The sequence below is a fragment of the Pedobacter sp. MR2016-19 genome (assembly GCF_014947265.1).
Classification (GTDB): Bacteria; Bacteroidota; Bacteroidia; order Sphingobacteriales; family Sphingobacteriaceae; genus Pedobacter.
This window is the reverse complement of the sequence record NZ_JADCNK010000015.1, coordinates 45,903-64,723: the sequence shown is the minus strand read 5'-3', so window position 1 is coordinate 64,723 and position 18,821 is coordinate 45,903. Positions and strand designations below refer to the sequence as shown.

Below are 18,821 nucleotides of genomic sequence, written 5' to 3'. Positions count from 1 at the left end.
AAAAAAGGATTTCTTCATTTGTATAAGCATCAATAAAGTTATATTTGCCATATAAACAAAACACTAAACCATGTTATACATGAAAATGTTTTGATTTGGATCAATAAATTTTACAATAAAAATGGTAAACGATAAAAAACTCGCACTTATAATCCTTGATGGCTGGGGCTACGGAAAACAAGATAATTCTGATGCTGCATATGCTGCCAATACTCCTTTTTTCGATTCATTATTACAGAAATACCCAAATTCCAGGCTTGAAGCATCTGGTGAAGCAGTAGGCTTACCAGCCGGACAAATGGGAAATTCAGAAGTTGGACACATGAACTTAGGCGCAGGTAGAGTTGTTTACCAGGAGCTTGGAAGAATTAATAAGTCGATTACCGACAGGGAATTGCACCACAACCCGGTTTTGGTAAGTGCGTTCGATTATGCAAAACAGCATAATAAAGCAGTTCACTTCATCGGCCTGGTTTCGAACGGTGGGGTACATGCACATATCGAACATTTAAAAGCTTTATGCGATGCCGCAAATGAAGCAAATGTACCGAACACCTTTGTTCATGCTTTTTTGGATGGCCGTGATACGGATCCAAACTCTGGTCTGGGCTTTATTACTGATCTGGAAAACCATATCCAAAACACCAATGCTAAACTAGCAACCATGGTTGGCCGTTACTATGCGATGGACCGCGATAACCGTTGGGAGCGCGTTAAACAAGCTTATGATGTAATGGTAAATGGCATTGGCGAAAAAACCCAGGATGCCTTGGCTGCAATCAAAAAATCGTATGCCGATGGCGTAACTGATGAGTTTTTAAAACCAATAGTATTAACACAAGACAATGGTGCTCCGGTAGCGACCATTCAAAATGATGATGTGGTAATCTGTTTCAATTTCCGTACTGACAGAGGACGTGAGATTACAACAGCATTAACACAAAAAGATTTCCCGGAGCAGCAAATGCATAAACTGCCACTGTATTATGTTACCATGACTACCTACGATGAGAGCTTTGAAAAGGTAAATGTAATTTTTACCAAAGATGATTTAATCCAGACCATCGGTGAAGTATTGGCCAATAATAATAAAAACCAGATCCGTATTGCTGAAACTGAAAAATATCCTCATGTAACCTTTTTCTTCTCTGGCGGAAGAGAGGCTGAATTTGCCAATGAGAAACGCATTTTAATTCCTTCACCGAAAGTAGCAACTTACGATCTTCAACCTGAAATGAGTGCAGCAGGAATTACCGATGTCATTACCAAAGAAATGGAAACAGGATGGGCTGATTTTATTTGTTTAAACTTTGCTAATCCAGATATGGTTGGGCATACAGGCGTTTTTGAAGCGGTAGTAAAAGCGGTTGAAACTGCAGATAAATGTGCTGAAACCGTGGTAAACAAAGGTTTGGAAAATGGTTATTCGTTTATCCTTTTAGCCGATCATGGAAATTCCGAATTTATGGTGAATGGCGATGGATCTGCCAATACAGCGCATACCACCAACCTGGTACCTTGTATTCTAATTGATAAAGATTATAAAACCATTGCAGATGGTAAATTAGGCGACATTGCCCCTACTATTCTAAAAATATTAGGTGTAGCTATTCCGGCAGAAATGACAGGAAACGTTTTAGTATAATGGTTAAAAAACTTTTTATCCCGGTATTTGTTTTGGTTTTATTTTCATGCAACCAGCGGAAAGAAGCTGAAGCAAATACCAGTTTAAGTTATTTCGATGTTAAGGGTTATTTCGGAAAAGAAATTTCACGCCTGCAGCATTTAAATCCAGATGTAGATAAAACGGTGAGCATAAATGGTATAGCGGAACATAAAAAAGCCAAAATTACCGATTGGACAAAGGAACTTGCCATTTTTGTTAATGCCGATATCAATAAAACCTCCTGGAAAGGTAGTTTTAAAACTAAAGAACAAGATGGAATTGATATTTACACTTCCGATAATAAGAAAATCCCTATCAAGAAGATTTCTATAACCTGGAAAGGCCAGAAAGCAGGTAAAATAGAGATCATAATCGATAATAAAAACATCTTATACCAATCTCAGGACACTTTAATCTACTGCCCTGATAGCTTATACGAAATCAAAAAACAACAGAAAATCAGATTGCTAAAAGAAAAAAAGTATTCAGTTATTGGAAAACTGAAATAAAAAAAATGGAACCCGAAAATATTCAGGTTCCATTTTTTTTGAAAGGATGTATTTTATTTTAGGCTAGCAATCTGCGCCTTATCGTAGGTTACCCAATCAACAATATCTTTTCTTAATGGCTGCAAGGTTAATACCTTCTGAAAATCAGCGATAGAGTTATTGAACAAAGCTACACAAGCTGCTTTTTCTTCTTTTTTCTTTGCTTTAAAAGATCTGAAAATTGCATAATCCTTGTAAGCTAAGCCCCGGTTCTGAAACATCTGTACATCTTCATCACCATTAATTTCAATGGCTTTTGTAAAATCTTTGAGAGATGCCAGATAAAAATTTTCGCGCATGGTATTTAACGATTCTTTGGGATCGTTAGCTATTTTCAACCTTGCGATACCACGATAGTAGTAAGCGGAAACCGCTCCAGGTTTGATGTTTAATAACCGGCTGTAAGTGGCAATACACTTCTCGTATTCGCGATTTTGGAAGTAAGAATATCCAAGCATCTGAAGTACGTTTGCATTATCAGGAGTTTTAGTATCTGCTTTTTCTAATTGTATAGCCGCAGTTTTATAATCACCTTTCATCATAGCCTGCATGCTTCTTTCGTAATTGCTTTGCGCAAAACTACTCGTTGATGTAAAAATAATTAACCCTAAAATCGCCTTTTTAAAATAGTTCATGTATGAGTAATAAGTTAACAAATCTAACGCCTAACAGAATTTTATAGGAGAAATTTTTTGCAATATAATCCTATTCTGATAATTTAAAAGTTTTTAATTTTCTTTCATTCACAGCAGGTGCCCTAAACATTAGCTTAAACGCTAAAAAATGCTTAATATGATATTGGCGAAAATATTTATATTTTTCTGCCTTTTTAACATAAGATTAATATTATTTTCATTTTGGCACAAGAGTTGAATTTATTAAGCGAATACCAAAATTAAACAAATTGAATGCGATCAAACTGCCAGTTTGTCGTTAGCGGAAAATGTGATAATGAGTAAACAAGATATATTTGATTTCCATACAGCAATGCCAATCATAAATGAAGATACAGAGTTTTTTCCTTTAATGTCTCAACAAGACGAAGAGGAAATGAACAATGAGGAAACGCCTGAAACGTTGGCCATATTGCCTTTGCGAAACACAGTTTTATTTCCAGGAGTAGTTATTCCTATTACTGTTGGAAGAGATAAATCGATTAAGCTAATTAAAGAAGCTTACAAAGGAAATAAGATTATTGGTGTTGTATCTCAAAAAGACGTTTCTATTGAAGATCCCACTTTTGAGCAACTTAACACTGTTGGTACTGTTGCCAACATCATTAAATTGTTGCAGATGCCTGATGGGAATACGACTGTAATTATTCAGGGTAAACAACGCTTCAGCTTAATTGAAGAGGTGCAGAATGAACCTTATATCAAAGCCGTTGTTAAAAAGTTCGAAGAACAAAAGCATAAGGCGGATAAGGAGTTTAAAACATTAATTGCTTCTATACGCGAGATGTCTGCACAGATTATCCAGCTTTCACCAAATATTCCGAGCGAAGCCAGCATTGCACTAAAAAACATTGAGAGCAATTCATTTTTGATCAATTTCATTTCATCAAATATGAATGCCGAAATGGCGGATAAGCAAAAAATCCTTGAAATGGATAAATTGCAGGAAAGAGCGCAAAAAGTAATGGAACTCTTAATGGTCGAATTACAGATGCTGGAGCTGAGAAATCAGATCCAATCAAAAGTGCGTACCGATTTAGATAAACAACAACGCGATTATTTCTTAAATCAACAGCTAAAAACCATCCAGGAAGAACTGGGCGGAAATTCTGCTGATTTAGAATTTGATGCTTTACAGGAAAGGGCTAAAAAGAAAAAATGGACCCAGGGCGTTGCTGATCATTTTGATAAAGAAATAGATAAGTTAGGTAGAATGAATCCTGCTGCGCCTGATTATTCGGTTCAGTTAAACTACTTAGAACTACTATTAGATTTACCCTGGAGCGAATTTACAAAAGATAATTTTGACCTAAAAAGAGCACAACGCATCTTAGATAAAGATCACTTCGGTTTAGAAAAAGTAAAGCAGCGTATTATCGAATACCTGGCTGTGCTAAAACTAAAACGTAATATGAAAGCGCCTATTTTATGTTTGGTTGGCCCTCCGGGAGTTGGTAAAACATCTTTAGGAAAATCAATTGCAAAGGCATTGGGCCGTAAATATGTACGTATGGCATTGGGTGGTATCCGCGATGAAGCAGAGATTCGTGGCCACCGTAAAACTTATATAGGTGCCATGCCGGGCCGTATTATTTCATCAATTAAAAAAGCCGGAGCAGATAACCCTGTTTTTGTTTTGGATGAGATTGATAAAGTAGGTACTGATCACCGTGGTGATCCATCATCAGCTTTGCTGGAGGTTTTAGACCCTGAGCAGAACAATGCTTTTTACGACCATTATGTAGAGGTGGATTACGATTTATCAAACATCTTATTTATTGCCACAGCAAACTCTTTAAGTACGATACAGCCTGCTTTGTTAGACCGTATGGAGATTATTGAGGTGAACGGATATACTATTGAAGAGAAAATAGAGATTGCAAAAAAATACCTGTTACCAAAACAGAAAGAAAACCATGGTTTGCAGACCAAAGATATTAGCCTTAAGACTACCCTGATCGAAAAAGTGATCGAAGATTATACAAGAGAATCGGGTGTGCGTGGCTTAGAGAAAAAAATCGGCTCTTTGGTACGTGGTGTGGCTACTAAGATTGCAATGGAAGAGACCTACGAAGCAAACTTAAGCAATGATGATGTTGAGCGTATTTTAGGTGCCCCGATTTACGATAAGGATTTGTACGAGGGTAATGAAGTTGCTGGGGTAGTAACAGGTTTAGCCTGGACAAGTGTTGGAGGTGATATTTTATTTATTGAATCGAGTTTAAGTCCTGGGAAAGGAAAATTAACCTTAACCGGTAACCTGGGTGATGTAATGAAAGAATCAGCAGTAATTGCTTTGGCTTATCTACGCGCCCATGCAGCTGAATTTGGTATAGACTACACTTTATTTGACAATTGGGATGTTCACGTTCACGTGCCTGCAGGTGCTACACCAAAAGACGGACCATCCGCTGGGGTAACGATGCTTACGGCTTTAACTTCTGCATTTACGCAACGTAAGGTAAAACAACATTTAGCTATGACTGGTGAGATTACTTTACGCGGAAAGGTACTTCCTGTTGGTGGAATTAAGGAAAAAATTCTTGCAGCAAAAAGGGCAAATATTAAAGAAATTATCCTTTGCAAAAGCAATCGTAAAGATATTTTAGAGATTAAAGAAAGTTACATTAAAGATTTAACGTTTCACTATGTAACTGAAATGAGCGAAGTAATTGAATTGGCATTAACTAAAAATAAGGTAAAAAAACCTATAGATCTGAGCGTTAAAATTGCTCCGATTGTAAACTAATTGCTAATTCTTTTGGATTAACGATCAAAAATCCAATTACAATAAATACTTTTATAGCTCAGGTAAATTGCCTGGGCTTTTTTATGAGATCATTTTTATTTACCATAGTTTTCTGTTCGGTTGTTTCAACCAGTTTTGCCCAATCTTTTAAAAACGAATTCGGTTTTAAAACTGAAAACGACGCTTATCTGGCTACTTTAAACGATCGATATTATACCAACGGATTATTTATCTACTTCCGCCGGGCCATTAATACGGAAAAACTATCCGATAAGATCGAAAAGAAAACCTACGAAATTTCTGCCGGACAAAAAATGTATACGCCCTATTGGGGCCAGGTACCAAATAAAGCAGATCAGGACAGGCCTTTTGCAGGTTACCTTTATGCCGGTGGCGCTTATTCGGTTTTCTACAAAAATGAAAGTGTTCTAAAAACAAGTGTAGAATTGGGAACGGTTGGCCCCAACTCACTTGCTCAAACTGCGCAACGTTTCCTTCATAAAACCGTAGGTTTTTATACTCCTGCGGGCTGGGATTACCAGATTAAAAATGAACTGGCCGTAAACTTTGCCGCAAATTACAGTAAACTACTTTTTAGACCTGAAGATCCTATCTTAGATATCAGTGCACAGGGTTATGCCAATTTAGGCACCACTTTTTCAGGGCTAGGCGCGTCGGTTTTATTTAGGGCAGGTAAAATCAATCAATTGTTCAATAGTGCTTACCATAATGCGGTAATTGGAAATTCGAAAACAAAAAGCCTAAATAATTCAGAGTTTTTCTTTTACGTTAAACCGCAGCTAAACTTTGTTGCCTATGATGCTACCATACAGGGAAGCCTTTTCAATAACAACAGTCCGGTAACATTTGGAGTAAAGCCAATCGTTTTTGAACAACAGTTTGGCGTAAATTATAGTTCGAAGCGATTTACAGCTGATTTTAATGTGATTTTTAAAACGAAAGAGGTTAAAAGTGTGGCAAAGGCGCAGAATTATGGTGGTTTGAGTTTATACTACAGGTTTGGGAAGAGTTAGCTAATTGTTAATATTGTTTTATTGTTAGATATTCATTGCTTACTGCAAATCGCCTGATGTAAACCATATTAATTTAGTTACTAATTTACATCGCATGAAAAAAATAATCCTTTTTATCATTTCGTTTTTCATAATCGGTGCGGCCATTTACAATTTATATCCCGAACAAAAACTCCCACTAAATACCGAAATTGATTACATTATTGTAAAAAAATCTGATCGGCAGCTATTTGCTTACACGAAGCACAAGCTGATCAAAACATACAAAATTTCTTTAGGTGATAATCCCTTGGGCCATAAGGAATTTGAAGGTGACGAAAAAACACCAGAAGGGTTTTATATCATCAACGCGAAAAACCCAAATAGCGGCTACCATAAAAATCTTGGAGTATCTTATCCAAATAAAGAAGATATTGCCAAAGCTAAAGCCCTGAATAAATTACCTGGTGGCGATATTAAAATACATGGAATTCGAAATAAATTAGGCTTTATTGGCAAGTTTCAACGATTTTTCGATTGGACAAATGGCTGTATGGCACTAACCAATAACGAAGTAGACGAATTGTTTTATGCCGTAAATATTGGAACTAAAATAGAAATCAGGCCTTAAATTTATTTTGGATTTGAGAGAATTGGTTATACAATAAAGGGCAATTAAATTGCCCTTTATTGTATCTATTTAATTTGTCAGTTTAACCACCTTTGCGGCATAGTACTGATCGAGGTAAGCTTTTACTTCAGCTTTTTTAGCTGCATCATCAATAAAGTTATATAGTGGGGTCAAACCATCATCCGAAGCGCCTATAAAAGTTGCTTTATCCTCTGTAGTAGAAGCAACCCAATTGTTAAGGTTCACAATAACTCTGTTATTTATGGTTTCGGGCTTTAATTTGCTAATATCACCTCCTGTTGAACTATAATAGATCTGGGCAGCAGTATTATCATTTAAATTGCGTAGGATAGGCTCATCCAAGTAGCCGGTAGGCAAGCCAAATGTCCTTTTTAACGTATAACGTAATCCTTCCATAATAATCGCCCCCCGCCTCTCGTTCTGAGGTGCTTCTGCCTGGTAAACAACGTCAAATTTAGAACCTATTTTTATGTTTGTTAAAACATGTGTTCCGTATTTACTAACAAGTTCCTGAGCAGATAATAAAGTAATATCTCTCTTAAAATCTGCTGTTAAAAATTTATTTACCGACTGGTCGTAATAAAACTTATACACCTTCCAGGTTATGTAATACGAATAGTGTCCGTAAACATATTTTTTATTAGTAGCATCCGTTCCTGGAAATACCTGATTAATGGTATTTCCAAAGAGTTTTAAACCCTTGGTTGCGTTATATGAATTAGAGAATTTTGTTGATAAATCAACGGCACTTTCAGCCTGAGTAGTCCTCCACGAAGATTGTGTACCTCTTATAAAAACAACGTTATATGTTCTGTCGGCATCATAAGCAGAAATATCGACTACATTGCCTCTTACAGAAGCCAGATCATTAAACTTATCTGTAACATCATATCCGAACCCTAAAAAATTGAAGGTTGCAGATGGTGGATATAAAGGTTGAGTATCCTGGGTTGCTCCCTTAACCGTATAGGCAATATCAGGGGATAATTTTTCTTCAGGAACTGGGTTTGGAATTTCTTCAGGATTTTTCTTGCAGGCAGCAAGTGTAGCCATAAAGGCCAGCGCTAAAATAGTTCTTTTCATTTGGTTTAATTATTTGTGTGTGCTCACCAGTGTCAATTTTGGTGCCACTTACACAACAAATTCTGGTATTTGAATGGGTTTATCAAAAGGTAAATCAAAACAACTAAAAGACAGCAACAGTATAACCATAAATCATTATAGATCAATTACTTTCCTGTTTTTCTTCTTTTCAGCTGTTGAGGCTTTATTTTTTAGCCGCTTTTCGATAACGCCTTTGGGAATTTTGGTTGGCTTTCTTTTTTTCTGAACGGTTAGTGACCGCTTTAATAAATCAATCAGTTTTGCAATGGTTTTCTCTTTGTTTAAAAGCTGGCTTCTATCTTCCTGCGAAACAATATGCAAGAGTCCTTCAGAATCTAAACGGTTTTGAAGTTTCTCCTTTAACAGTGTTTTTTCCTCGTCGTTGAAATGCTCAAAGGCATCGATATTAAAAATGAGCTCTACCTTACTCGAAACTTTATTTACATTTTGTCCTCCCTTACCCCCACTTCTGGAAGTTTTAAATGTAACAGACCGTAAAATTTCTTCTCTTGTAGGTAACATGCTACAAAAGTAAGAAATTAGGACTAATAAAATCTTATTCTCCTTCTTTGGTTTCGCTTACCTTACTACGTAAACCTACAATATCTTTATCCAACTGGTAAATTCCTCCCCTATCGTTACCCACTAATTGCAGTTTCTCTAACATGGTTTTTGCCATTTTTTCTTCTTCCAGTTGTTCATCTAAATACCATTGTAAAAATTTAAAAGTCAGGTAATCTTTTTCGTTCAACGAAAGTTCTACCAGATCGTTAATGCTTTTTGATACCAACAGTTCATTATCAAGGAAATCCTGAAATACCTCTATTACCTGCGAGAAAGAATTTTTAGGCATATCTAATGCGGTTATTATGGCATGTCCGTCGCGGTCGTTAATATAATGAATCAACTTCAGCATGTGGTGGCGTTCTTCGTCGCTCTGGCGGTAAAAAAACTCGGTATATCCTTCTAAACCCGGCTGTGTTTCCAGCCACGAGGCAATGCCCAGATAAACTTGTGATGATTCGGCTTCCAATTTAACCTGGTTATTCAGCGCCGCCAACATTCTTTCAGATAGTAACATAAATTTTCTATTTATTTTTCTAATTAAACACATCCAGCAAATCAATGTTTTAGCAATACCTTGTTTATAATCTATCTTAAAAAAATTCAGCATTCTGTTTCTATTTTTTACCTTTGCGCTACGATGAAGAAAAACCTGGTAATAGCAATAGATGGCTATTCATCTTGCGGAAAAAGTACATTAGCGAAAGCACTGGCTAAAAAATTAGGTTTCATTTATGTAGATAGCGGGGCAATGTACCGTGCCGTAACCCTATATTTTTTAAGGAATAATATCGATATTACTGATGATGCTAAAGTTGTTGATGCTTTACAGCACATTGAACTGAATTTCCACTCCCGCGATTATGAATCGCACATTACCCTTAATGGTGAAGAAGTTTCTGATGAGATCCGTCTAATGCCTGTGTCTGAAAATGTAAGCGAGGTTTCGGCACATAAAATTGTACGCCATGAAATGGTGAAACAACAGCAGCGCATGGGCAAATCGAAAAATATCGTAATGGATGGCCGTGATATTGGCACCACCGTTTTTCCTGATGCACCGGTAAAATTCTTTATGACAGCTGATCCAAAAATCAGGGCCGAACGCAGATTCAAGGAACTGGAAAGCAAAGGCAATAACGAAACTACGTTAGAAGAGGTTTTTGAAAACCTTGCACACCGTGATTATGCGGATACCACCCGCAAGGAAAGTCCGTTGGTTAGGGCCGATGATGCCATTATTTTAGATAATACCGATCTTACACAGGAAGAACAATTGGATTTTGCGCTGGAGAAAGTTAATCCGTTTTTGGTTCATTAGTCAGCAGTTTCATTAGTCAGCAGTTTCATTTGTTCACTGGTCAATGGTTTAGTAGTTGATGGCCATATTGGTTACTATGAAGCGACGAAAAATATTACAAAGGTTTGGTTAACTGGTTAATTGTCTAAATCGATTAACTGACACCCAAGCTATTAACGATGAACTACCTAACTACTGGTCCTTCGACTCCGATACCATTGACAGGACACCAATAGAAAGGTCGTCATCTCGACTGTAGCGCAGCGAAATGGAGAGATCTATTTCGTTAGATTTCTCGACTGCGTTGCATTCAGCTCGAAATGACGGTAGCTCGATGGATTTTTACGAGTAGATTAATACTGTCATTTATATTGATTTTTATGAAATAAATTAACCCTCAGGATGACATACCGAGGGAAGAATTGATTTTTTTTAATATAGTTGGGTCTATGAACTATCTGGCAATCAAACTTTGACTTCAGAAAAAAATTCATATTTTTAGCACATAACCCAAATGTTGCTATGAAATTAAAATCAATTTACCTTACTGTATTATTTCTATCCCTTTTTATTTTAAATGTAAATGCCCAAAAAGGCTGGATCAATCTCTTTAACGGAAAAGATTTAAAAGACTGGAACATTAAAATTGCAAAACACGGCTATAAAGAAAATTATGCCAATACTTTCCGTGTAGAAAAAGGTGTAATGAAAGTGAGTTATGACGGATACAATGAATTTGACCAACAATATGGTCATATCTTTTATAAACAACCTTTTTCTGCCTATCTTTTAAAAGTAACCTATCGTTTTGTAGGCGAACAGGCTAAAGGTGGCGAAGGCTGGGCAACCCGAAACAGTGGTGCCATGTTACATTGCCAGGATCCGGCAACGATGTTAAAAGACCAGGATTTTCCGATTTCTATCGAAGGGCAGATTTTAGGTGGAGATGGAGAACATGAACGACATACCAGCAATGTGTGTACACCTGGAACATTGATAAATTATAACGGTAAATTGTTTACGCCACATTGTTTAGATTCCAAATCGAAAACCTATGCAGGCGACCAATGGGTAACCGCAGAATTTTTAGTCTTAGGTGATTCTGTTATCAAACACATCATAGATGGCGAAGTGGTTTTAGAATACACCAAACCTCAAATTGGTGGCGGCAACGTCTCTAACTTCGACCCGAAAGTTAAAACAGATGGTAAAGCATTAACATCAGGTTATATATCATTACAAAGCGAAAGCCATCCGATAGAATTTAAAACGGTAAAACTTTATGATTTAGCAGCCTATATGAAAAATAAGACCAAACTGGACAAAGTATTGGCTAAAATATTAAAAGAGTAAACCATATTACTACTTAGTTGTTGAATGATGATGTAAAAACATTACACCTAAATTTATATGATGCTCAACACCCGTTTTTTCAAATCCCTTTCCCTGCTATTCTTTCTTTTAGTTGCCAATATCGCTTTTGGGCAAACTGCTTACAAAGTAAAAGACATCCCCGATCCTAAAAATAATGGGGGTGGTTATGTAAGTGACCCTGATAAAATATTGGGTACCAATGCGGTTTCGGAGCTCAATAGTACCATCTCCGATTTCGAGACTAAAATCAATGTGCAAGTGGCAGTGGTGGTAGTTAACGATTTCGACCATGATAAAGAGGATTTCGACTTTGCTTATGAGCTGTTCAATACATGGGGAATAGGTTCAAAAACCAGTAACAATGGTTTGTTGTTATTTATTTCAAAGGAGCGCCGTAAATACAGGTTTATTACGGGTACTGGTGCAGAAGGTGTTTTACCTGATGTAAAGCTTAAACATATTGCCGAACAACAGCTTATACCAGCTTTTAGAGAAAATGATTTTGCCACCGGAATTACCAATACCATTAATGCCATTGGCGAGGTTATTTTAAAACCTGAACATAAATCGGAGCTCAACCAATTGTTTACTCAGAAAGAAAGTGGTAATGATTTAGAAGATTTCTTACTACCTACCGGGATAATCATTCTGCTTTTTTGGGCTGCATTCAAAATTTTAAACCGGCAGGCTAAAAATGCTACAAAAGATAAATCCAAGTCAGATGGAAACCAATATGAAAAGATTGGAAAAGGCTGTGCGGTGGCGATGATGATCACTTTTGTAACTGGCTTTATATTCTTCTTTTTTGGTGGACTGGAATTAGTTAAAAAAATAAGGCCAAAAGATGTTCCGATTATTCTGTATGTTATTTTGGCTCTTGTACTTTTCGGCAGGTACCTTTTCCACATTTCAGCATTGCGAAAAATACACAATGACGATAAAAACTTTTTTAATTCGGTAAGTAGCTTTCATAAAAAGAATTTTTGGCTGATCATTTTTTCTCCCCTTATTTTAATCAACATTATCATCTATTTATTTAAAAGTGTTAAGAACATTAACCGATTTAAAGCAGTGCTGGATAGTAAGGGCCAGGAAATGCTGCGTTTGGATAGGGATATCAATATTGAAGGCGAACCTTTTTTAACAAAGGGCCAACGCAAAGAGGAAATAGTAAAAGCTTATGATTACGATATCTGGGAAAGTGCCGACCATAAAGAACATATCATTAAGGCATGGCCTGCAGAAAACTACAATAGCTATACTGAATGCCCGGATTGTTACTTTAGAACTTACAAACTAAATAAACGCATAACCACAAGAGCGGCAACCTACAGCCATGAAGGCCAGGCAAAACTGATAAATGAGTGCAGTTTTTGCAAAAAAACAGAATTTATAAAGTGGATTACACTGGCCATGCTGGTCGAATCGAAGTCATCTTCTTCTTCGTCTGGCAGTAGCAGCAGTTCTTCCTCTTCATCGAGCAGTAGCTGGGGCGGAGGAAGCAGTAGTGGCGGTGGTACAGGTGGAAGCTGGTAGTGTTAACTCAAATTAAATGACAAAGAAAAATATTTTGATCGCACTTGCCATTTTCATCATTCTGATCATTATCTATATGGCTAAGTTTACGGTCATTAATATAGCCTTATCTAATTTATCATTTCCTGATCAGCTGAAACATTACCCCTATTTAAATCAGGGAGCCCAATCAGAAAATTTTGAAGTGGATTATCTTTTCTATGATCCGGCAAATATAGATTACGATACCGAAACGGGGAGTTTCATTATTACCACTGCACATGTAAACCAGGATTTTGAGGTATACCACAAACTCGATGCAAATGGAAATTCAATCGATTCGCTCGTTAATGATAGCAGTGCCATTCATACCTTTCATAACGAAGGTGTGGTTTTTGGCGAAGATTATTTTATTGATTGGAGCACATCAGGTAATAAAAACAGACAGCCTTTTATTGATTTCCTGAACCAGGATTTTAAAATGGACGAAAAGGCCTGGGAAGAAATTTTTGAGACCAATTACAAAAATGCGCTTGCAGTAACCTATAAAACAGCAGCAGATTGGCATTCTTTAACTTTTTATTTTAAAACATCCAAAGGCTGGCTCGCCATGAATACTTTTAAAAACGATGATCGGATCTATCAGGATATGGGCTCAGAAAATGAGCTTGATTTTAAGGGTTACCCTATTAAAGGGAACAGATTTATTGCTTTAAAAAGCAGTATTACTGGGAAATATCCATTATTGAGTTATAAAAACCAGAATAATGTAGAAAACCAGCCTTATAATTGGACAGACCCGAAAAATCCTGTTATTCTAAAATATTTCAAAAAAGAGAACTTACAGGGCCGGGCGCCATACACTGGTTTGCCACAAACCTGGGGTGGCGACGTTTATCTGACCTTAAAACATAAAAGCCAGCTAATAGGGTTTAAAGAAATTGCGCTTAAAGCTGTTGGATTTTCTTCCGAACCAAAAATTAATCTGGATTTATATCAGGTCCCAAAAGCATTTGAAAATAAATTGGATGTTGCTTTTATTATCCTCTCGTATGGAACAAATATTGGCGACCGGGGTGGAAACGGTATTTATGTAATTAAAAAAAAATAGTTATATCTTATCGGTTCAAACTTAACGCTTTCCAAACATGAAAAAGGTAATTTTCATCTGTGCAGGTTTCTTTTTACTCTTAGTATGCTCTTGGATCGGCATCAGGATTTTTGGCATTTTCAATACCTATAGAAATGTTTCATCTGCCAATGAGCCCAATATTGCCATTAATCAGATCGTAATGGCTTCAAATTTAAAAGAAGCGAAAAAAGGCAGTCTCATTGTCGTGAAAGTAGGTGGAGTGCCTTGTATTTATAGGCTTTGTGCTGTCGAAGGAGATCAGATCGAAATAAAAAAGGGCGACGCTTATTTAAACGGCAAAATAATGCTGCAGAATTACGATACCAAACACAATTATAATTTTAGCAATCAAGTATACGACAAACTAATCAGTTCGGGTAAAATAAAGGCCGGAGAAAATATATATGCGATGGCTGATGAGGTTCATCTTGAACTTGTTGATGCTGAAGCTAAAAAAGCAGGCATTTATCAGCACAGACAGCTGGCAATGTTGGCATACCTTGATGAAAATATCGAGAAACAATGGCAGAACAGATGGAATGCAGATAATTTCGGCCCAGTACTGGTTCCAAAAGACAGTTTTTTCGTGCTTGGTGATAACAGGAACAATGCAAGGGACTCCAGATATATTGGTTTTATTAAAAAAAGCGATTTACTTGGTGTAGTTTTATAAACATTGGATTTAGAACTCTTTTTTAAATCCTATCCTTAGCTATTAAAAGTATTTTCTAATTTTGAAACTCTTAGCACGGTGTTTGCTTATAGCGTGTTTGCAATTACCGATTAAACTGTTTCGCAGAATCTTATACTTATGACTAGAATTTTCTTCCTCCTCATCGCTCTTTCTATTTTTGCTAACCGTTTAAGTGCGCAGGAAACTTACAAGGTCAAGGCCGATAAGTTGCGCGTAAGAGAAAGCAGCAATCCGAAAAGCAAGGTGATTGGAAATATTGCCCAAAATGGAAACATTACGGTTTTAGACGCAAGTAATGACAAATTTTACAAAGTAAAGTTTAAAAACCGAGAAGGTTGGGTAAGCAAGGATTTTGTAGAAAAAATTACACCGGCAGCTAAACCGACTACTCCGCAGGCAACTACTGCACAAACAGGTGCTGCCACTCAAACGGCAACAAGCACCGACATGTATCGCGTAACTGCCGACGATTTACGCGTAAGGCAACAAGCTGATCCAAAAAGCAAAATTGTAGGATACCTGCCTAAAAATGAAAATGTGGCTGTTATCGACTCATCGAATACGAGCTTCTATAAAATTAAGGTTACCAACGGTGAAGGATGGGTGAGTAAAGAATTTTTAGTCAGGGTTTCTCCTGTAAAAGCTGCAGTAGAAAAAACCAGCGTGACCGCATCAGTACCTCTGGTAAAAACAGATTACACGAACATTATCTTTTTTGCAGTTGTGGCCTTAATACTTATCACTATATTATACTTTTCGATTAAATATGCCAGTGGCAACAAATTTTTGATCGGTTTTGCAGTGCTTGTAATCCTGGTAACCGGATATTTCTGCTACATTACTTTTATACAGGCAAAAGTGGTAACAGGCACATTTGCAAGTAATGAAGATATACAATACAAAACCTTCAATTTTAAATCAAAAGATTCGGTAACGGTTACCGATGCCTACAGGGATTCGATTTTTACCTCTAAATATGTAGTTGAGGGTGACATGATCAAATTATATGATCAGCAAAACACCATTATGCTATTGATCAGGAATGACCATACCTTAATTGGCGAAGGCTTTACGAGGGGAACGTTTACAAAAAAATAAACCACCACCTACCAAACGTTCCTACGGAACGAAAAAAACATATATTTTTTTTCTACCCATGATTCGTCCCGATGGGACGGCAAATATTGTTATTTTGCAGTTTATATTTAATTGACATCCTTTAGTCATTGCTGTAAACCTTCCTGGCAAAATGGCAAAGATTAATTAAGAATTTATTTAACATACATTTTAAACCATTGCCTGTAAGCCGTCCCAGCGGGACGAATCATGGGTAGCCAATTTGTTATTGGCGTTTCGTTCCGTAGGAACGTTTGATGTTTTTTTTTACACAATCCTTTGTTTCTAAACCTGATAGAGCGGAATAGCCCGGAGCGTAGCGAGGACTATAAGCGATAGCGGGGCTGCTGTTCCCGATGAAATACGGAGCGCTCATTTTCAAATAATTAACCTTAAAATCACTATATAATACTTTCATATTCTCAAAGAGTATCTGGCAAATTCAAATAACCACCCCGCCTTTCAGGCACCCCTCCATGGGAGGGGAATTATAAAACGCTAAAAATCAGCAACATTTATTAAAAAAATCTTTTCTATTAATTAAAAAATTTTTACCTTTGCAGTCCCTAAATAGGGGAAAAAGGAGATAATTAATTAATGGCTAAAAAACAAGTAGCAGAAAAAGAATTAGCAGCTAAAACAGCTGAACTTCAGGGAGAAGGCGGACGCCTGACTGAAAAAGAAACTATTGAATCAGAAGCTGATTCAGTTTCGATCGAATCGATCAAATCATCATTAGCTACACCAACCGAGGATTTCGATTGGGATGCAGATGAAAAAGTTTTCGGTAATTACAATGATGCAGACCGTAAAAAGTTTGAAGATATGTATGCCGGAACATTCAATCAGATCACTAAAGGTGAAATCATCAGCGGTATTGTTGTTTCAATCAACAACAAAGATGTAGTATTAAACGTAGGTTTCAAATCAGACGGTTTAGTTTCTACTTCGGAATTCCGTGATACACCAGATCTAAAAATCGGCGATTCAGTTGACGTTTTCGTTGAAGCACCAGAAGATGCTAACGGTCAATTGATCCTTTCTCGCAAAAGAGCAAAAACCCAAAGATCATGGGAAGCAATTAACGAGGCTCTTGAAAATGATAGAATCATCAACGGTTTCGTTAAGAGCCGTACTAAAGGTGGTTTAATTGTTGATATCATGGGCGTTGAGGCTTTCTTACCAGGATCTCAAATTGATATTAAACCTATCCGCGATTACGATGTATACGTGGGTAAAACAATGGAATTTAAAGTTGTTAAAATTAACCATGAGTTTAAAAACGTAGTTGTTTCTCATAAAGTGTTAATCGAAGACGATTTAGAAAGCCAAAAAGTAGAGATCGTTTCTAAATTAGAAAAAGGTCAGGTATTGGAAGGTACTGTTAAAAACATTACTGATTTCGGTGTGTTCATCGATTTAGGTGGTGTTGATGGTTTACTTCACATTACTGATATTTCTTGGGGCCGCATAGAGCATCCAAAAGAAGTATTATCATTAGATGAAAAAATCAACGTTGTTGTTTTAGATTTCGATGATGAGAAAAAACGTATCGCTTTAGGCTTAAAACAATTAACGCCACATCCTTGGGAAAATTTAGATGCTAACTTAGCTGTTGGTTCTAAAGTAAAAGGAAAAATCGTAACTGTTGCAGATTACGGTGCTTTCTTAGAAATCATCCCAGGTGTTGAAGGTTTAATTCACGTTTCTGAAATGAGCTGGTCACAAAACTTAAGAAATCCACAAGAATTCTTAAAAGTTGGTGATGAGATCGAAGCTGAAGTTTTAACTTTAGACAGAGACGAGCGCAAAATGAGCTTAGGTATTAAACAATTATCTAACGATCCATGGCAAGAAGTTGCTGCTAAATTCCCAGTTGGAAGCAAGCACCAGGCAACTGTTAAAAACATGACTAACTTCGGTGTTTTTGTTGAAATCGAAGAAGGTATTGATGGTTTAATCCACATTTCTGACTTATCATGGTCTAAAAAAGTAAACCACCCTAACGAATTCACTAAAGTTGGTGATGTATTAGACGTAGTTGTTTTAGAATTAGACGTTGATAACCGTAAATTAAGCTTAGGTCACAAACAATTAGAAGAAAACCCTTGGGATACTTTCGAAACGATCTTCACTTTAGATTCGGTTCACCAGGGTACTGTTGTTAAAGTAACTGATAAAGGTGCTGTTATTGCTTTACCATATGGTGTAGAAGGTTTCGTACCAACTAAACACATGGTTAAAGAAGATGGTACTTCAGTTAAAGCTGAAGAAACCAATGACTTCAAAATCATTGAATTCAACAAAGAAGCAAAACGTATCGTAGTATCTCACGCCCGTATCTGGGAAGAGGTTAAAGCTGAAGCTGTAGCAGAAGAAAGAAATGCTAAGAAAAAAGAAGCTAAAGCTGCTGTAACTGCGGTTAAAAAAGTTAAAGATTCTGTAGAGAAATCTACTTTAGGAGACTTAGACGTATTGGCTCAATTGAAATCGCAATTAGAAGGCGAAGAAAGCAAAGCTAAAAAAGGCTAGTTCTTTTTAACTGAATATATTAATCCCGATAGCGAAAGTTATCGGGATTTTTTTGACCTATTTTTGCCACGGAAATACGGATTTCTTTGATGAATCGTCATTGCGAGAAGGCTTTTTCAGCCGACAAAGCAATCTCATTTTCATTCACCATATAAGAAATGTAAGAACATTGAAGAAATTTGCAACAT

Annotated in this window: 16 protein-coding genes; 12 read left to right on the top strand and 4 right to left on the bottom strand. The window is 36.7% G+C overall.

Translation table 11 applies throughout. From position 1 onward, the window contains the following. Positions 1-121 precede the first annotated feature (121 nt). Complete coding sequence (gene gpmI / locus IM793_RS17740) at positions 122-1,645, top strand: 2,3-bisphosphoglycerate-independent phosphoglycerate mutase (RefSeq protein ID WP_193423654.1); 1,524 nt, start codon at positions 122-124, stop codon at positions 1,643-1,645. Beyond that, positions 1,645-2,175: a hypothetical protein gene (locus tag IM793_RS17735; protein ID WP_193423652.1), complete on the top strand. Its 531-nt coding sequence runs from the start codon at positions 1,645-1,647 to the stop codon at positions 2,173-2,175. Before gpmI ends, IM793_RS17735 begins: the two co-directional genes overlap by 1 nt. Before the next feature lie 53 nt (positions 2,176-2,228). Here the strand turns inward: IM793_RS17735 and IM793_RS17730 are convergent, their stop codons facing one another. Continuing rightward, entirely contained in the window at positions 2,229-2,849 is a 621-nt protein-coding gene (locus IM793_RS17730; protein ID WP_193423650.1) for a tetratricopeptide repeat protein, read from the bottom strand. 316 nt (positions 2,850-3,165) lie between these two features. Between IM793_RS17730 and lon the strand changes: the two genes are divergently transcribed. From lon to IM793_RS17715, 3 genes are all read left to right on the top strand, one after another. Beyond that, positions 3,166-5,637, top strand: a complete 2,472-nt coding sequence (lon, locus tag IM793_RS17725; RefSeq protein WP_193423648.1) for an endopeptidase La — start codon at positions 3,166-3,168, stop codon at positions 5,635-5,637. 83 nt (positions 5,638-5,720) lie between these two features. Next, complete coding sequence (locus IM793_RS17720) at positions 5,721-6,671, top strand: lipid A deacylase LpxR family protein (protein ID WP_193423646.1); 951 nt, start codon at positions 5,721-5,723, stop codon at positions 6,669-6,671. Positions 6,672-6,765: 94 nt separating this feature from the next. Then, positions 6,766-7,281, top strand: a complete 516-nt coding sequence (locus tag IM793_RS17715; protein WP_193423644.1) for a murein L,D-transpeptidase family protein — start codon at positions 6,766-6,768, stop codon at positions 7,279-7,281. Between the two features lie 69 nt (positions 7,282-7,350). Here IM793_RS17715 and IM793_RS17710 read toward each other — a convergent pair whose 3' ends face one another. From IM793_RS17710 to IM793_RS17700, 3 genes are all read right to left on the bottom strand, one after another. Next, complete coding sequence (locus IM793_RS17710; RefSeq protein ID WP_193423641.1) at positions 7,351-8,385, bottom strand: MAC/perforin domain-containing protein; 1,035 nt, start codon at positions 8,383-8,385, stop codon at positions 7,351-7,353. 135 nt (positions 8,386-8,520) lie between these two features. Beyond that, entirely contained in the window at positions 8,521-8,928 is a 408-nt protein-coding gene (arfB, locus tag IM793_RS17705; protein WP_193423639.1) for an alternative ribosome rescue aminoacyl-tRNA hydrolase ArfB, read from the bottom strand. A 34-nt stretch (positions 8,929-8,962) separates the two neighbouring features. Then, positions 8,963-9,487, bottom strand: coding sequence for a ferritin (locus tag IM793_RS17700; protein WP_132395314.1), 525 nt, complete (start codon positions 9,485-9,487; stop codon positions 8,963-8,965). Positions 9,488-9,610: 123 nt separating this feature from the next. Between IM793_RS17700 and cmk the strand changes: the two genes are divergently transcribed. From cmk to rpsA, 7 genes are all read left to right on the top strand, one after another. Continuing rightward, positions 9,611-10,291: a (d)CMP kinase gene (gene cmk, locus IM793_RS17695; protein ID WP_193423637.1), complete on the top strand. Its 681-nt coding sequence runs from the start codon at positions 9,611-9,613 to the stop codon at positions 10,289-10,291. A gap of 501 nt (positions 10,292-10,792) precedes the next feature. Further along, on the top strand, positions 10,793-11,623 hold the full coding sequence (locus tag IM793_RS17690) for a DUF1080 domain-containing protein (RefSeq protein WP_193423635.1): 831 nt from the start codon (positions 10,793-10,795) through the stop codon (positions 11,621-11,623). Positions 11,624-11,680: 57 nt separating this feature from the next. Next, positions 11,681-13,180, top strand: a complete 1,500-nt coding sequence (locus IM793_RS17685) for a YgcG family protein (RefSeq protein WP_193423633.1) — start codon at positions 11,681-11,683, stop codon at positions 13,178-13,180. Between the two features lie 16 nt (positions 13,181-13,196). Further along, on the top strand, positions 13,197-14,270 hold the full coding sequence (locus IM793_RS17680) for a hypothetical protein (protein WP_193423631.1): 1,074 nt from the start codon (positions 13,197-13,199) through the stop codon (positions 14,268-14,270). A 37-nt stretch (positions 14,271-14,307) separates the two neighbouring features. Further along, entirely contained in the window at positions 14,308-14,964 is a 657-nt protein-coding gene (gene lepB / locus IM793_RS17675) for a signal peptidase I (RefSeq protein ID WP_193423629.1), read from the top strand. 138 nt (positions 14,965-15,102) lie between these two features. Further along, positions 15,103-16,083: an SH3 domain-containing protein gene (locus tag IM793_RS17670; RefSeq protein WP_193423627.1), complete on the top strand. Its 981-nt coding sequence runs from the start codon at positions 15,103-15,105 to the stop codon at positions 16,081-16,083. Between the two features lie 615 nt (positions 16,084-16,698). Further along, on the top strand, positions 16,699-18,633 hold the full coding sequence (rpsA, locus tag IM793_RS17665) for a 30S ribosomal protein S1 (RefSeq protein ID WP_029288947.1): 1,935 nt from the start codon (positions 16,699-16,701) through the stop codon (positions 18,631-18,633). Positions 18,634-18,821: the final 188 nt, after the last annotated feature.

What these genes read in the sequence shown, in the direction of transcription:
- gpmI (WP_193423654.1), top strand. Translation starts at nt 122, where the DNA reads ATGGTAAACGATAAAAAACTCGCACTTATAATCCTTGATGGCTGGGGC.
- IM793_RS17735 (WP_193423652.1), top strand. Translation starts at nt 1,645, where the DNA reads ATGGTTAAAAAACTTTTTATCCCGGTATTTGTTTTGGTTTTATTTTCA.
- IM793_RS17730 (WP_193423650.1), bottom strand. Translation starts at nt 2,849, where the DNA reads ATGAACTATTTTAAAAAGGCGATTTTAGGGTTAATTATTTTTACATCA.
- lon (WP_193423648.1), top strand. Translation starts at nt 3,166, where the DNA reads ATGAGTAAACAAGATATATTTGATTTCCATACAGCAATGCCAATCATA.
- IM793_RS17720 (WP_193423646.1), top strand. Translation starts at nt 5,721, where the DNA reads ATGAGATCATTTTTATTTACCATAGTTTTCTGTTCGGTTGTTTCAACC.
- IM793_RS17715 (WP_193423644.1), top strand. Translation starts at nt 6,766, where the DNA reads ATGAAAAAAATAATCCTTTTTATCATTTCGTTTTTCATAATCGGTGCG.
- IM793_RS17710 (WP_193423641.1), bottom strand. Translation starts at nt 8,385, where the DNA reads ATGAAAAGAACTATTTTAGCGCTGGCCTTTATGGCTACACTTGCTGCC.
- arfB (WP_193423639.1), bottom strand. Translation starts at nt 8,928, where the DNA reads ATGTTACCTACAAGAGAAGAAATTTTACGGTCTGTTACATTTAAAACT.
- IM793_RS17700 (WP_132395314.1), bottom strand. Translation starts at nt 9,487, where the DNA reads ATGTTACTATCTGAAAGAATGTTGGCGGCGCTGAATAACCAGGTTAAA.
- cmk (WP_193423637.1), top strand. Translation starts at nt 9,611, where the DNA reads ATGAAGAAAAACCTGGTAATAGCAATAGATGGCTATTCATCTTGCGGA.
- IM793_RS17690 (WP_193423635.1), top strand. Translation starts at nt 10,793, where the DNA reads ATGAAATTAAAATCAATTTACCTTACTGTATTATTTCTATCCCTTTTT.
- IM793_RS17685 (WP_193423633.1), top strand. Translation starts at nt 11,681, where the DNA reads ATGATGCTCAACACCCGTTTTTTCAAATCCCTTTCCCTGCTATTCTTT.
- IM793_RS17680 (WP_193423631.1), top strand. Translation starts at nt 13,197, where the DNA reads ATGACAAAGAAAAATATTTTGATCGCACTTGCCATTTTCATCATTCTG.
- lepB (WP_193423629.1), top strand. Translation starts at nt 14,308, where the DNA reads ATGAAAAAGGTAATTTTCATCTGTGCAGGTTTCTTTTTACTCTTAGTA.
- IM793_RS17670 (WP_193423627.1), top strand. Translation starts at nt 15,103, where the DNA reads ATGACTAGAATTTTCTTCCTCCTCATCGCTCTTTCTATTTTTGCTAAC.
- rpsA (WP_029288947.1), top strand. Translation starts at nt 16,699, where the DNA reads ATGGCTAAAAAACAAGTAGCAGAAAAAGAATTAGCAGCTAAAACAGCT.